Source organism: Candidatus Protofrankia datiscae (assembly GCF_000177615.2).
Lineage (GTDB): Bacteria > Actinomycetota > Actinomycetes > Frankiales > Frankiaceae > Protofrankia > Protofrankia coriariae.
The window spans coordinates 4,449,948-4,465,447 of the sequence record NC_015656.1 but is presented as its reverse complement, the minus strand read 5'-3'; the positions used below and the strand labels follow the sequence as shown (position 1 = coordinate 4,465,447).

10 protein-coding genes are annotated in these 15,500 nt (G+C 70.5%); 9 read left to right on the top strand and 1 reads right to left on the bottom strand.

All coding sequences use genetic code 11. The features are described 5' to 3' along the window. Window positions 1-82: 82 nt before the first annotated feature. The 9 genes from FSYMDG_RS18735 (at window position 83) to FSYMDG_RS24870 (ending at window position 12,871) form a co-directional block, all read left to right on the top strand. Window positions 83-1,447: a phosphoribosyltransferase family protein gene (locus FSYMDG_RS18735; protein WP_013874962.1), complete on the top strand. Its 1,365-nt coding sequence runs from the start codon at window positions 83-85 to the stop codon at window positions 1,445-1,447. A gap of 41 nt (window positions 1,448-1,488) precedes the next feature. Beyond that, a complete protein-coding gene (locus tag FSYMDG_RS18730; RefSeq protein WP_013874961.1) occupies window positions 1,489-2,607 on the top strand; it encodes a cysteine protease StiP family protein in 1,119 nt (372 codons plus the stop codon). Between the two features lie 921 nt (window positions 2,608-3,528). Continuing rightward, window positions 3,529-4,410, top strand: coding sequence for a hypothetical protein (locus tag FSYMDG_RS18725; RefSeq protein ID WP_013874959.1), 882 nt, complete (start codon window positions 3,529-3,531; stop codon window positions 4,408-4,410). Window positions 4,411-4,607: 197 nt separating this feature from the next. Continuing rightward, window positions 4,608-5,213 carry a TetR/AcrR family transcriptional regulator gene (locus tag FSYMDG_RS18720; RefSeq protein WP_013874958.1) on the top strand — a complete coding sequence of 202 codons (606 nt, stop codon included), beginning with the start codon at window positions 4,608-4,610 and terminating at the stop codon, window positions 5,211-5,213. 280 nt (window positions 5,214-5,493) lie between these two features. Continuing rightward, window positions 5,494-6,987 carry an MFS transporter gene (locus FSYMDG_RS18715; RefSeq protein WP_013874957.1) on the top strand — a complete coding sequence of 498 codons (1,494 nt, stop codon included), beginning with the start codon at window positions 5,494-5,496 and terminating at the stop codon, window positions 6,985-6,987. A gap of 200 nt (window positions 6,988-7,187) precedes the next feature. Then, window positions 7,188-9,182, top strand: a complete 1,995-nt coding sequence (gene acs / locus FSYMDG_RS18710) for an acetate--CoA ligase (RefSeq protein ID WP_050803825.1) — start codon at window positions 7,188-7,190, stop codon at window positions 9,180-9,182. Between the two features lie 103 nt (window positions 9,183-9,285). Further along, window positions 9,286-11,844, top strand: coding sequence for an alpha-glucan family phosphorylase (glgP, locus tag FSYMDG_RS18705; RefSeq protein WP_013874955.1), 2,559 nt, complete (start codon window positions 9,286-9,288; stop codon window positions 11,842-11,844). Between the two features lie 369 nt (window positions 11,845-12,213). After that, window positions 12,214-12,489: a type II toxin-antitoxin system Phd/YefM family antitoxin gene (locus FSYMDG_RS18700; protein WP_013874954.1), complete on the top strand. Its 276-nt coding sequence runs from the start codon at window positions 12,214-12,216 to the stop codon at window positions 12,487-12,489. Window positions 12,490-12,568: 79 nt separating this feature from the next. Continuing rightward, entirely contained in the window at window positions 12,569-12,871 is a 303-nt protein-coding gene (locus FSYMDG_RS24870) for a type II toxin-antitoxin system RelE/ParE family toxin (protein WP_202797641.1), read from the top strand. 182 nt (window positions 12,872-13,053) lie between these two features. Here FSYMDG_RS24870 and glgX read toward each other — a convergent pair whose 3' ends face one another. After that, complete coding sequence (glgX, locus tag FSYMDG_RS18690; RefSeq protein ID WP_013874951.1) at window positions 13,054-15,387, bottom strand: glycogen debranching protein GlgX; 2,334 nt, start codon at window positions 15,385-15,387, stop codon at window positions 13,054-13,056. Window positions 15,388-15,500 lie beyond the last annotated feature (113 nt).

The window sequence follows — 15,500 nt, the reverse complement described above, 5'->3', positions numbered from 1 at the left end:
GCGAGTGGCCGGAACCGGTGGAGACCCTGCGGGGAATGCCGGTCGGGATGCTGATGGGAATGCCGGTGAGGACGGAGGTCATGTGAGTCTGGCGGATGCTGCCGCGGTGCCGTCGAACGGTGCGGGATGGCTGTGGGACGAGCTGGGGCTCGATGTTCGCCTGCGGACCGACGTGGTCGGCGGGGGGCTGGACGCGATGGTGGGCCTTGCGCTGCGACGCAATCCGAGGCGGGCCCATCTACTGGTCAGCCGGGTGCTCGGCAAACATCTGCCGGTACGGCCGGCGCGGTCGGTCTCGGCTGGTCACCTGCTGGCCGCGCAGGTCCGTGCCGACCAGCGGGCGACCGGCGGCGACCGCGTGACGGTGGCGCCGCTGGTACTCGGTTACTGCGAGACCGCCACCTCGCTCGGGCACACCGTGGCCGACGGGCTGGACGACTGCGACTACCTGCACACCACACGCCGGGCCGTTCCCGGTGCCACCACGTTGCTGGACTTCGACGAGGCGCACTCGCACGCCACCTTCCACTGGCTGATGCCGGGCGATCCCGAGCTGGTGCGGGCGCCCCGGCCGCTGGTGCTCGTCGACGACGAGTTGTCCACCGGCCGGACCGCCCTGGGCACGATCCGCGCGTTGCACGCGTTCGCGCCCCGGCCGTCGTACACGGTGGCCACCCTTTTCGACGCCCGGCCGGCACCGGCCCGCCGCGCCTTCGACGAGCTCGCGGACCGTCTCGGCGTGCCCGTGCGGGTGGTGTCGCTGCTGGCCGGGGAGGTGACCGTCCCGGACGACGTGACCGCGCGCGCCGAGCGAATACGGGCCCGGTACGGCAGCAGCCCGACGCAGTCGCCCACAGCGCCCGCTCCGGTGCGTTTTGTGACACCTGACTGGCCGGAGGAGCTTCCCGACGGCGCCCGCCATGGCTGGTCGCGGTCGGACCGGGCGCTGCTTGCCGAGGTGGCGCCGCTGGTCGCCAAGGATGTGGCCGCAGCGCTGAACAGGCCCTCAGATCGCGTTCTCGTGCTCGGCACCGAGGAGCTGATGTACACGCCGCTACGTATCGGTGACGCGCTCGACCAGATCATCCCTGGCGAGGTCGTCTACCATTCGACGACCCGTTCACCGGTCCACCCCATCGACGCCGACGGCTACGCGATCCGCTGCGCGCGGACCTTTCCGGCGCCTGACGACCCGGGCCGGGTCAGCCAGGTGTACAACGTCCGGCCCGGTCTGTACGACGACATCGTCGTGGTGGTCGACTCGGCCGCGAACGGGCGGGCCGTCGCCGGGGCGGCCAGGGTGAGCGCGGCGGGGGCAGCCGACGTGTCGGGGATGGTCGGGGCGCTGCGCCGGTGCGCGCCGGTCACCGTGGTCACGATCCCGGCGCGGGGGCCGGCCGGCCGGCCGCTGACCCTGTCGGCCGACAGCACCGGGGGTGCGCGTTGACCGGGAGCGCCGCGAGCACCGGAGGTGCGCCCGGGAGCGCGGTGCGGCCGGTCCTCCCAGGAACGGTGGGTTCGGGCTCCTACGACCCGGCGGATGTCACCTTTCTGTTGAAGGACCTCAGCGACATCCCGCTGGAACGCCCCACCGAGGACCGTGAGGAGGACTTCTCCAAGGGCCGCCACTACTCCGAGGACCTGCCGGTCGAGTACGAGCCGTCGCAGGCCTACCTTGCCCTGTTCGAGGACGCCCTTGCCCGCTCGGCGGTGCGGGTCGCCACCGCGGTCGGGGTGGCCACCGAACTCGTGCTCGCGGCCAGGGCGCGGCCGGTCATCGTGTCGCTGGCGCGGGCCGGCACGCCCGCCGGCATCCTCATGCGGCGCTGGGCCCGCTGGCGGCATGGCCTCGACCTGCCGCACTATTCGGTCTCCATCATCAAGGACCGGGGGCTCGACGAGAACGCGATGCGCTGGATCCTCGCCCGGCACGACCGGCGCAGCCTGCAGTTCGTCGACGGCTGGACGGGCAAGGGCGCCATCCTCAAGGTGCTTGAGGCCGCCGCCGACGGCCTCGGGCTGGACGCGTCCATGGCGGTCATCTCCGACCCCGGCCACTGCACACCTCTGCACGGGACACGGGACGACTTCCTGATCCCGCACAGCTGCCTGAACTCCACGGTCAGCGGCCTGGTGAGCCGGACGGTGCTGAACCGGTCGCTGATCGGCCCGGCCGACTTCCACGGGGCGAAGTACTACCGGCATCTCGCCGACCGGGACTACTCCCGCCGTTACGTGGAGACCGTTGTCGAGGCGTTTCCCGCCGCGTCGGCCGCGGTCGCGGACGGCGTCTCGCGGCCGGCGGAGCGCACCCCGACCTGGGCCGGCTGGCAGGCGGTCGAGACATTGGCGAAGGAGTACGGGATCGACAACATCGGCCTGGTCAAGCCCGGGGTCGGTGAGACCACCAGGGTGCTGTTGCGCCGGGTGCCCTGGAAGGTCGTCGTCACGCCCGAGCGGCTGGCGGAGCTGCCTCATGTCCTGTCCCTGTGCGAGGCCAAGGGCGTACCCGTCGAGGAAAGGGCCGATCTGCCGTACTCGTGTGTCGGGATCATCAAACCGCCCGACGGCGCGCCCGACCGCGCACTGTTCAGCACGCCGTCGTGACAGGGCGCGCCGTCACCGGGAGGTGTGTCGTCACGGCTCGTGGTGACGGGCGCGGGCTGGTCCACCGCCTCCGGGCCGGCTGACGCCGCGCCCGAGCCGCTCAGCACCTGTGCTGCCTCCAGACTGCCCAGCACCTGAAGGATCAGGTTTTTCCGGGGGATCGGCCCACGTGCCCCGGTGGCGGCACGCAGTTCGCCGACCGTGACCAGGCGTTGCCGGACGGCGGACGCGATGATGTCGTACACGGCTTCCGGCCGCCGTGCCCAGCCGGCCATGTCCACGACGGACCGGGCCAGTCTGGTCCGGGGCGGACGCAGGTGCGGGTGCACGGCGTCGGAATCCAGCCGGGCACTGTGGTGAATGACGACGCCCGGCCGCGGGGCGGGATACCGCCCGGCCGGCACGACGATGGTGACGTGTTCGTCGTCGAAGCCGCGCAGGCCGCCCATGGCGGCCGCGGAGGCACCGCCGACAACGGCGTGCGGCCCGATGGATTCGACCGCGCACCACAGCAGCTGCATACGGGTGAGCGGTTGCGGGCGGGTCACGAGCACACCCGCCATGGGGCGCTGCCAGCGTCCGGTCCGTACCTGCCGGTGGATCGTCGAGCGGCTCGTGCCGGCGGCGACGACAGCGCGGACGGCGATGACGCCGCACTGGCTGTCGGCGATCTGTTGCCAGGAGTACTGCTGCTGCCAGGAATGCTGGCCGGGGTCCGGGGCCATGTCTGTCAGGCTCGCAGCCGTGCGGGCCGAATGAAACAGCGCGCGCTGGCCTGTGGACAACCGTCCTCCGCCCGAACGGGCTGTGGACAGACTTCGCTCTGTCCCCTGTCCGGCTTCCGCACCAGAGCGGCTTCCGTGCTCGGGCGGCTTCCGTATCCGGGCAACACGTGTGATTGCGCGGCATCTCGGCCCGCCCGTGGCATACAGTTGGGCAATCAGCACAAGGACGTCCGCGCTGTCCCCGGCCGCGGCCCTGCCGGGCCCGCGCTGGGTCGTCGCCTGTGATCTCGACCAGACGCTGATCTACAGCAGGCGTTCCTTCCGGCTCCCTCCCGGTGCCGTCGAACCCGAACTGGTCACGGTGGAGCACATCGACGGCGAGCCCGCCGCGTTCTGTACCACCGGGGCCGCCGAGCTGATCGCCAAGCTGCACGCGGCGGCGACCCTCGTTCCGGTCACCACCCGTACCCGCGCCCAGTACGAACGGGTCGATCTCGGTGTCCGCCCCCGGTACGCGATCACGACCAACGGCGGCCACCTGCTGGTCGACGGCCGTCCGGACGAGGCCTGGGCGGCCCGGATCCGGGAGCAGATCGCCACCGGTGCCCGCCCGCTCGCCGACGTGCGGGCCATCGCGCAGCGGCTCGCCGCCGACGGCTGGGTCCGGGTGAGCCGGGTCGCCGACGACCTGTTCGTCTACCTCGTCGCCTACGAACGCGACGGTATCCCCGACCTGTCCGGCCTCGCGGCGAGCCTGGCGGCCGACGGATGGGGCCTGTCCGCCCAGGGCCGCAAGGTCTACCTGGTACCGGCCGTGCTGACCAAGGAGGCGGCCCTCGCCGAGGTGATGCGCAGGGCCGGGCCGGCAAGGCTCGCCGCCGCGGGGGACTCGCTGCTGGACGCGGGCATGCTCGCAGGCGCGGATCTCGCCGTCCGTCCCGCCCACGGTGAACTGGACGAGCACCGGTGGACGCACCCGAACCTACGGGTCACCACTGCCCCGGGCCTGCACGGTGGACAGGAACTGCTCGAGATCATCGAAGCTGAACTCGCCACGGGGCACGGCCCCGACCGCTGAGCCGGCCGCGTCAGGCCGAAGATGTCGTGGTCACAATTTTCGCACATAATCGTACTTTTCGTATTTTCTCGGACCGTCAGGCGCGGGCCGTTTCGGCGCCTGCAACACTCTGTCACCGTCGGTCACGCTAGTTCTAATTCAGGTACAGTACGGTACTGTTTTGGAACATGGCCGACGGTGGGAGGGGGGTCACGACCATGATGGTTTCGACGCCCCTGGGCGGTGCCGTGCGTGGGCGTCCCCGCGACGACGCCCGTGAGCAGGCGATCCTGCACGCCGCGCTCGAGCTGCTCACCGAGGTCGGCTACGAGCGCATGAGCATGGTCGCCGTCGCGGCCCGGGCCCGGGCGAGCAAGGCGACGATCTACCGGCGGTGGGCGGGTAAGGACGAACTCGTCGTCGAGGCGATCCGTCGCCAGGCGGTCGACGACATCATCATCGCGGACACCGGCAGCCTGCGCGGCGACATGATCGATATCATTCGCCAGAAGGTCAGGCGCCTGGCCGACGGCGGTGCCGCCCTGATGGCCGGCGTCGTGCTGGCCATGCGCGACTCCGTGGCCCTGGCGTCGGCGCTGCGGGCCCAGATGATCGAGGACGGGCGCGGTCTGGCCGCCCTCATCGTGCAACGGGCCGTCGACCGGGGTGAGCCGTGCTCGCCGACGGCCGCCTGCGTTTTCAACGAACTGGTTCCCGCGGCGGTCTTCTTCCGGCTTCTGATCACTGGAGAAGCCCTGGACGACGTGTTCATTCATCATCTGGTTGACGACATCCTGTTACCGCTGATGACAGTGGAACGCTGATGTTCCCTGACTTCCATGGAACGCCGACGCCACGGCGGGAACATGATCGAAATATTTTCACCGTACCGGGGCCCCGGCGGCGGCGTCGGCCGCGGACGGTGCGCGGGAAACCATGCGCGAAACCGTGAAGGAGACATAAGGAGACATCGTCCGGCCGCCGGTTTCATTCAGGGCGGGGCGGCGTTCAACGTGACATCGGCAACAGTCGGTAAATCGTCAGAAAACACCGGCGGGGCGGCTGCCCTGCCCGGGTTCCGGCCCGGCCGGTCAAGGAGCAGTTGTGACAACGACGACCGAAGAAGACGCCCCACCGCCCACCTACGTGGGGCCGCCGCAGCCTGATCCCCGGCGGTGGTTAGCGCTCAGCGTCATCGCCATTGCGCAGCTGATGATCGTGCTCGACGCGTCCATCGTGAACATTGCCCTACCGCATGCCCAGGCCGACCTGCACATCTCCACGGCCGACCGACAGTGGATCATCACCGCGTACACCCTGTCCTTCGGTGGCCTGCTGTTGCTCGGCGGCCGGATCGCCGACTTCACCGGGCGCAGGCGCGCCTTTGTCGGCGGCCTGCTGGCCTTTGCCGCGGCCTCCGCGCTCGGTGGGGCCGCGCCGAACGCCGAGCTTCTCTTCGCCGCCCGTGCGTTACAGGGAGTATTTGCGGCGGTTCTCGCGCCGGCATCGCTGTCCCTGCTCGCGGTGACCTTCACCGACAGCCGGGAGCGGGCCCGCGCGTTCGGTGTCTACGGCGGGATCTCCGGCGGCGGTGCCGCCATCGGGCTCATCGTCGGCGGTGTGCTCACCGAGTTCACCTCCTGGCGCTGGTGCCTGCTGGTCAACGTCCCGATCGCGCTGCTCGCCGCCGGGGCGGCCGTGCTGGTCGTGCGGGAGAGCAGGGCGTCGGGCAACACCCGTTACGACATTCCGGGGGCACTCACCGTCACCGCCGGGCTCGTCCTGCTGGTCTACGGCTTCACCAGGGCGGCGGAGGACGGCTGGAGCGCGAACGTCACCCTCGGGCTGCTCGCCGCCGCTGTGGCGCTGCTCGTCGCGTTCGTCGTCATCGAGACCCGTAGCGGCGCGCCGCTGCTCCCGCTGCGCGTCCCCCTGGAGCGCAACCGTGGTGCCTCCTACCTGTCGTCCCTGCTCGTCGGCGCCGGCCTGTTCGCCATGTTCCTGTTCCTCACCTACTACTTCCAGGCCAGCCTCGGGTACAGCGCGCTGCGCGCGGGCTTCGCCTTCCTGCCCTTCAGCGTCGGCATCATCGTCTCGGCCGGGATCACGGGCCAGCTCCTGCCCCGGACCGGTCCGAAGATCCTGATGGTGACCGGGAGCCTGATGGCCACGGGTGGGATGCTCCTGTTGACGGGGATCGGGCTCGACACCGGTTACGTCAGTCATGTCCTGCCCTCCGAGGTACTGATGAGCCTCGGGATGGGGCTGGTGTTCGTCCCGCTGACGAGTACCGCGCTCGCCGGTGTCGACGCCCACGACGCCGGGGTCGCCAGCGCTCTGATCAACACCACCCAGCAGGTGGGCGGGTCGCTGGGCACGGCGCTGCTCAACACGATTTTCGCCACCGCCGTGTCGAGTTACGCCGCCGACCACGTTCCCGGCCCGGACACCCAGGCCGAGGCTCTGATCTCCGGTTACACGACCGCGTTCGTGTGGAGCGCGGTAATACTTTTCGCCGCTTTCCTCGTGATCCTCTTCCTGCTGCGCGCCGGCAGGGACGAGCTGCCGGCCGGCGGGCTGCCAGTTCACGCCGGGTAGCGGGCGGCGCAACCGTCGGAAAGCGCCGGAGTACTGACCGCTGTATGCGGCCGGCACTTCGTGGTACACCCAATGCGGACGAGACGACATCGCTTCCGGAGGGCCATGGGTAGCGTGATCGTGTTCTTTTCCGCGCTGCCGGAGGCCCCGTCCCCGGATCATCAGGAGGGCATGTGACCAGCACGGCGGACGGTACCGGTCTGGACGCTGTCGGTACTGACATCGTCGGTACCGACGATGTCAGCTTGGAGCGCGAACTCGACCAACTGCTGGCGGTGGAGCGTTTCGACCCGCCGCCCGACTTCGTCTCCCGCTGGTATCGGCCCGCCGATGCCGCCGCGGCCGCCGCCGACCCGCCGGCTTTCTGGGCGGAGCAGGCCCGCACCCTGCTGGACTGGGACACGCCGTTCACAACCGTGCTGGACGACAGCAACCCGCCCTTTTACCGCTGGTTCACCGACGGCCGGCTCAACGTCTCGGCGAACTGCCTGGACCGGCACGTGGCCGCCGGCCGCGGGGACAAGGTGGCCATCCACTGGGTCGGTGAGGAGGGCGAACGCCGCCGGGTGACCTACTCCGACCTGCTGGCCGACACCCAGCGGCTGGCCAACGGGCTCAAGGAGCTAGGGGTCGGCAAGGGCGACGTCGTGGGGATCTTCCTCCCGATGATCCCCGAGGTCGCGGTGGCCATGCTGGCCTGCGCCCGCATCGGCGCGGTGCACAACGTCGTCTTCGGTGGCTTCGCCCCGTCCGCCGTGCGTGAGCGGATGGAGGTCTCCGACGCCAAGGTTCTGATCACGGTGGACGGAGCCCGCCGCAAGGGCCGCACCGCCCCTGTCAAGGAGGCCGTGGACGCCGAGCTGGGCGATCTGAAGGCCCTGGAGCACATCGTGGTGGTCCGCTCCACCGGGATCGCGGCGCCGATCCGCGAGGGCCGGGACGTCTGGTACCACGAGCTGCTCGAGCGGGCCGACCCGGTGGCCCCGCCGGAGCCGCTGGATGCCGAGCATCCGCTGTTCATCCTGTACAGCTCCGGTTCCACGGCCAAGCCCAAGGGCATCCTGCACACCACCGGGGGGTACCTGACCGGGGCGACCTACACCCACCGGCTGGTCTTCGACCTCGACGCGGACTCCGACGTCTACTGGTGCTCGGCGGACGTCGGCTGGATCACCGGCCACTCCTACATCGTCTACGGGCCGTTGTCCAACGGCGCGACCAGTGTGATGTTCGAGGGTGCCCCGGACTATCCCGACCGGGACATCTGGTGGAAGATCATCGAAGAGTGCAAGGTCACGATCTTCTATACCGCTCCGACCGCCATCCGGACCTGCATCAAGTGGGGCCCGCAGTACCCGGGCCGGCACGACCTCTCCTCGCTGCGGCTGCTCGGCACGGTGGGGGAGCCGATCAACCCCAAGGCGTGGCTGTGGTACCACAAGGTGATCGGCGGCGGCCGTTGCCCCATCGTCGACACCTGGTGGCAGACCGAGACCGGCGCCATCCTGATCTCCCCGTTGCCCGGTGTGACGTCGACCAAGCCGGGTTCGGCCACCACGCCGCTGCCGGGGATCTTCCCCGCCCTGCTGTCCGAGGACGGCCAGCCGGTGACCGAGGGCACCGGCGTCCTGGTGATCACCAAGCCGTGGCCGTCCATGCTGCGCACCCTCTACCGGGACGACGAGCGGTACGTGCAGACGTACTTCTCCCGCTTCGGCCGGGACGTGTACGTCGTCGGCGACGCCGCCCGGCTGGACGCGGACGGCTACTTCTGGATCATCGGCCGGATCGACGACGTGATCAACGTGTCCGGGCACCGGCTGTCGACCGCCGAGGTCGAGTCGGCGATCGTCTCGCACGAGCTGGTGGCGGAGGCCGCGGTCGTCGCCCAGTCCGACGAGCAGACCGGCCAGGCCATCGTGGCCTTCGTCACGCTCACCGGCAACCAGTCCGGGGACGACGCCACCATCGCCGAACTGCGCGAGCACGTCGCCACCCGGATCGGCAAGCTCGCTCGCCCCAAGCGGGTGATCTGGGCGGACGACCTGCCCAAGACCCGGTCCGGGAAGATCATGAGGAGGCTGCTGCGGGACATCGCCGAGGGGCGCGAGCTCGGCGACGTCACGACGCTGCGGGATCCGGACGTGGTGGCCGCCCTGGCAGGCAAGGTTGCCCAGGCCGACGCGGACGAGTGACGGCCCGGCGATCGCCGATCCCGCCTCCGGCCGGATCCGCTGCTTCCGGCCGGAAGCCCCCCGGTGGGAGAAGTCCGTTCGTGCTGTCTAGGCTGACCATTTCGTGAGAGCCCTTCGACGCTTCACCGTCCGCGCGCAGCTCCCCGAGCAGCTTCACCCGCTCGGGGAGCTCGTCCTCAACCTTCGCTGGTCGTGGCACCCGGAGACGCTGGATCTCTTCGAGTCGGTCGATCCCGAGCTGTGGCGCACCTGCAAGGGGGACCCGGTGCGCCTTCTCGGCGAGGTCGACCATGAGCGCCTCGAAAGCCTCGCAGCCGACCGCCGCTTCGTCCGCCGCCTTGACGATGCCGCTGACGACCTGCACGAGTACCTGACCGCGCCGCGCTGGTACCAGTCGCTGCCCGACGGCCCGCGCGCGATCGCCTACTTCTCGCCGGAGTTCGGCATCACCGAGGTGCTGCCGCAGTACTCCGGCGGGCTCGGCATCCTCGCCGGCGACCATCTTAAGACCGCCAGCGACCTGGGCGTGCCGATCGTGGGGGTGGGCCTGCTCTACCGGGCCGGCTACTTCGTCCAGTCGCTGTCCCGGGACGGCTGGCAGCAGGAACGCTATCCCGGCATCGACCCGCACGGCCTGCCGCTGACCCAGCTCACCGACGCTGCCGGCGACCCCGTGAAGATCACGCTCGGGCTGCCGGACGGGCGCACCCTGCACGCCCAGATCTGGAAGGCGCAGGTCGGTCGGGTGCCGCTGCTGCTGCTCGACTCCGACGTCGAGGACAACCAGCCGGCCGAGCGGGGCGTGACCGACCGGCTCTACGGCGGCGGCACCGACCATCGCCTGCTCCAGGAGATGCTGCTGGGCATCGGCGGGGTGCGGGCGCTGCGGGCCTACTCGGCGGTGTCCGGCGCCCCGGAGCCGGAGGTGTTCCACACCAACGAGGGCCATGCCGGCTTCCTCGGCCTGGAGCGCATCCGGGAGCTGACCGCGACCGGCCTGAGCTTCGACGAGGCGTTGGAGGCGACTCGGGCCGGGACGCTGTTCACCACCCACACCCCGGTACCGGCCGGGATCGACCGGTTCCCCCGCGACCTGGTGGCCCGCCACTTCGGCGCGGACAACGTCTGGCCCGGCGTGCCCGTCGAGCGGGTGCTCGAGCTCGGCGCCGAGTCCGACCCGAACGTGTTCAACATGGCGCACATGGGCCTGCGGCTGGCCCAGCGCTCCAACGGGGTCTCCCGGCTGCACGGGATCGTCAGCCGGGAGATGTTCGCCGGCCTGTGGCCGGGCTTCGACCCCGAGGAGGTCGCGATCGGTTCGGTCACCAACGGTGTGCACGCGGCCACCTGGGTGTCCCGAAACGTGATCGAACTGGCCGACCGGGAGCTTGGCCCGTCCCCCCTCGACGACGGGGGCGAGGGCTTCGCCAAGATCTCCCAGATCTCCGACGAGGCGGTCTGGGCAACCCGCCGTGAGCTGCGGGAACGCCTGGTGGCCGAGGTCCGCCGCCGGCTGCGGGAGTCCTGGCTGCAGCGCGGCGCCGCCCCCGGCGAACTGGACTGGGTCGACGGCGTGTTCGACCCGGGTGTCCTCACGATCGGGTTCGCCCGCCGGGTGCCCTCCTACAAGCGGCTGACCCTGATGCTGCACGACTCCGAGCGGCTGACCCGGCTGCTGCTGCACCCCCAGCGCCCGATCCAGATGGTCATCGCCGGCAAGGCGCACCCGGCCGACGACGGCGGCAAGCAACTCGTCCAGCAGATCGTGCAGTTCTCCGACAGCCCGGAGGTCCGCCACCGCATCGTGTTCCTGCCGGACTATGACATCGGCATGGCACGCTTCCTCTACTCCGGGTCGGACGTGTGGCTGAACAACCCGCTGCGCCCGCTGGAGGCATGCGGCACGTCGGGGATGAAGGCCGCGCTCAACGGCTGTCTCAACCTGTCCATCCGGGACGGCTGGTGGGACGAGATGTTCGACGGCCGCAACGGCTGGGCGATCCCCACCGCGGACGGCGTGGAGGACCCCGAGCGCCGGGACGCCATCGAGTCGGCCGCCCTGTACGACCTGCTGGAGAACGCGGTCACCACGCGCTTCTACGACGTCGCCGGCGCGGGCGCGCCCCCACGGCACTGGACGTCGATGGTCAAGCACACCCTGTCGACCCTCGGGCCGCAGGTGCTCGCCACCCGGATGGTGCGCGAGTACGTCGAGCGGTACTACATCCCTGCCGCCGCCTCGGCCCGGGTGGCCTCGGTGGACAGCGCGCACGGGGCCCGCGACCTGGCGGCGTGGCAGGAGCGGGTCCGGGCGGCCTGGCCCGGGGTGCGGGTGGTCAACGTCGACTCGGCCGGTCTCGGTGACACCCCGCAGGTCGGCCAGTCGCTGGTGGTCCGCGCCACGGTCGAGCTCGGCGGCCTGGAGCTGACCGACGTGGAGGTCCAGGCGTCCTACGGGCGCATCGACGAGTCCGACCGGCTGCTGGGCCCGGCCACCCTGCCGCTGGCCCATGTCGGCGCCGGCGAGGGCGGTGGCCTGCGCTTCGAGGGCACCATCCCGCTGCGGCGGACGGGATCCTTCGGCTACACCGTCCGGGTGCTGCCGCGGCATCCTCTGCTTGCCTCACCGGCCGAACTCGGCCTGGTGGCGAACCCGGACTGAACGATCTCCGTCGGCTTCGCAGGCTCCAGCCAGCGGAGCCAGTGAGCGGGCCGGCATGCCGATGCCGGCCCGCTCACTTTCGCCAGATGTGTTCATCCAGCATCCCTACGTGCACATAGCGCCCCGCGGAACATGCCAACAATCCAACAAACATGCTAATTTAAAGATCAATCATCATGTTTGTTGGTGTCGGGCGACCTGGTGTCGGGCCGATGGCGGGCGCATTCGCCTGATTTCGACCATCGTCGCGGCATGGCACCGCGCGACCGCGTCAGCCGGGATGCCAGCCCCGCCGATCTCATCGGGTTCACAAGCCGTACGTCTGGCGCCTTGCTTGTACGGAACGATGGCCTACCGTACGTTCGATCCATGACCATGTCGTCCGAACTGGGCGTGTCCGAGGCTCGGGAGTGCCTGGCCTCGATCATCGACCAGGTCCGTGTCGACCACCAGCCGATCTATCTGTCCCGCCGTGGGCGGCGGGTCGCCGCCGTAGTCGCCGCCGACGATCTGGACCGCATCCTCGCCCTGGCCGAGGACATGACCGACATCCGCGAAGCCGAACGAGTCCACGAGGAGATGACGCTCACCGGCCGGACACCCGTTCCCTGGGACGAGGTGAAGGCCGATCTCGGCCTGGAATGAGATACCCGGCCACCACTGCTCCAGCCGCGTTCCGCGGTTAGGCGCACTCGACCCCGTCGCGCGGCGCCGTGTACAGGCCGTGATCGACCTGCTCGCCGACAGTCCTCACCCGCTGCTCGCCCGGCAGTTGGTCGGCGGCGCCGACGAATGGCGGGTACGCACCGGTGACCACCGCATTATGTACGACATTCAGGACAAAGAGCCGATCATCCTGGTCGTCGCCGTCGGCAATAGCTCTCTGAGTGTTGGACCGCTTTCGAGGCGGGTCTTCATCTGGTCCATGACGAAGACCTCGCCGTGTACGGCCACAACCCTCGCCGTGTACGGCCACAACCAGGGCGCCGCCATCGTCAGCCATGACCGGAGGTTCGCACAATGGTGACAGAGGCGAACCTTTGGTCAGCAAATCTGGACTGCGGTGTCCGGAACCGGACGCGGTCGACGTCATCAGTACCCATATCGATGCGATCGTTTACCACCTGGCCCGGATGGCCGAGGTCGTCATCACCATCGGGCCGGATACCTTCAGGGTTTCGGCCGCCAAATGAGAGTGACTGGTTCTGCTCATTCGGTGGCACGCAGGAGGAGGACAGCGCGGCCGGCGACGGGTAGGTGTTCGCCGGCGTCGAGGGGCCGTGACGGGGTGTCGAGCGTGGCGGGGAAGCCGGCGAGGTCGTCCGCGCTGGTGTCGAGCAGCAGCGCGTAGGCCGACGCCCACGGCTGGCCTGGCAGGACGACGGTCACCGGGTCGCTGTCCGGGTGCAGGACGAGCAGGAAGCTGTCGCCGGTGGCCGCGCTGCCGTCCGGCGCGCGCCAGCCGAGGGCTGTCCCGCACAGGTGGGCGACGACCGTGCGGACGTTCGGGGAGTTCCAGTCCGCGTCCGACATGACCGCGCCGTCCGGGCGGAACCAGGTGATGTCCGCGGCTGTCCCGGCGGTGGAGGAGCCGCCGTGGAAGAACGTTCGTCGGCACAGTGTCGGGGAGCGGCGCCGCAGCGCGATCAGGCCGCTGACCAGCGGCAGCAGCATCGGGTCGGGCCCGGCCGGGTCGGGCGCGGGCAGCCCGTCCGCGGGTGCCGGGCCGTCCTCGCCGGGGGTGCCGGCGGGTCGGGCGCGCCCGGGGGCGTGGCCGTCGAGGAGGCGGCCGTCGGGCGCCGGGGTGGTGCGGGTGGGCCAGCGCAGCCACGAGGTGGCGTTGTCCTGGCAGTAGGCGTTGTTGTTGCCGCCCTGGGAACGGCCGAGCTCGTCCCCGGCGAGTAGCATTGGCACCCCCGCCGACAGCAGCAGGGTCGCCAGCAGCGAGCGGCGGACCAGCCGCCGGCAGGCCAGCACGGCCGGATCGTCGCTGGGCCCCTCCACCCCGAAGTTCGCCGAGTTGCCGTGGTCGTCGCCGTCGCGGTTGTCCTCGCCGTTGGCCTCGTTGTGCTTGTGGTCGTAGGAGACGAGGTCGGCGAGGGTGAAGCCGTCGTGCGCGGTGACGAAGTTCACCGACGCCCACGGCTGGCGGCCCGAATGGTGGTACAGATCACTTGATCCGGTGATCCGGTAGCCCAGGTCGGCCACGGTGGAGGCGCCGCGCGTCCATGCCGCGCGCACGGTGTCCCGGTAGCGGCCGTTCCACTCCGCCCACGGCGCCGGGAACGCGCCCACCTGGTAGCCGCCCCAGCCGACGTCCCAGGGCTCGGCGATGAGCTTGACGGTGGACAGCAGCGGGTCGGCGTGGATGGCGGTCAGCAGCGGCGCCGCCGGGTCGAAGCCGTCGGGGCTGCGTGCGAGCGCCGTCGCCAGGTCGAAGCGGAACCCGTCTACACCCATCTCGGTGACCCAGTAGCGCAGCGAGTCCGTGATCATCTTCACCGCGTGCGGGGACGCGGTGTTCACCGTGTTGCCGCAGCCGGTGACGTCCCGGTAGCGACGCGGGTCGCCCGGGTCCACCCGGTAGTAGGTCGCGTTGTCCAGGCCGCGCAGCGACAGGGTAGGGCCGTGCTCGTCGCCCTCGGCGGTGTGGTTGAACACCACGTCGAGAATGACTTCTATCCCGGCCGCGTGTAACGCGCCCACCATCGACTGGAACTCGGCCACCGGGTTGTTCGTGGCCGCGTAGCCCGGGTGCGGGGCGAAGAAGCCCACGGTGTTGTAGCCCCAGTAGTTGGTCAGGCCGCGCTGGGACAGGGCCGGCTCCGGGACGTGCGCGTGGACCGGGAGCAGTTCCACCGCGGTGATGCCGAGCGTGCGCAGGTGGTCGATGACCGCCGGGTGGGCCAGGCCCGCGTAGGTGCCGCGCAGCGCCGGCGGGACGTCCGGATGCGTCCGGGTGAACCCCTTCACGTGCAGTTCGTAGATGACCGTCTCGGGCCAGGGGATGGCCGGGCGCTTCCCGGTCGGGCGGCGGCGGCCGTCGACCACCACGCACATCGGGACGAAGGGCGCGGAGTCGTGCCCGTCGGGGCCGGCCGCGTACGGGTCGGCCTCCTCGAAACCGTGGATCGCGGGATGCGGGACGAGGGAACCGGTCAGCATCCGCGCGTAGGGGTCGACGAGCAGCTTGGCCGGGTTGTGACGCAGGCCGCGTTCGGGGGCGTAGGGCCCGTGTGCCCGCAGCCCGTAACGCTGGCCCGGCCCGACCCCGGGCAGGTAGCCGTAGCAGACCCCGCCGCCCCGTTCGGGCAGCCGGTGGCGCTTCTCCCGACCCCGGGTGTCGAACAGGCAGATCTCGACCGCGTCCGCGCTCGGCGCCGCCACCGCGACGTTGACACCCCGGCCGTCCCAGTGGACCCCCAGCGGCTCGGGTGACCCGGGCAGCACGAGCCCGCGCCGGGCGGCACCGGCCTGATCGGCCTTGGGCCGATCGGTGTTGGGCTGATCGGTGCTGTCATGAACGCGGAACCGTGGCGTCACCTCCGTGACGGTAGCCGCGGCATGTTACCGGCGCCCGATTCCGGTCACTGCTGTCCGGTTACTCCCGCCGGTGGGAGGGGCCGTGGGTGGCCGGCGGTGCCGCGATTCGGTGG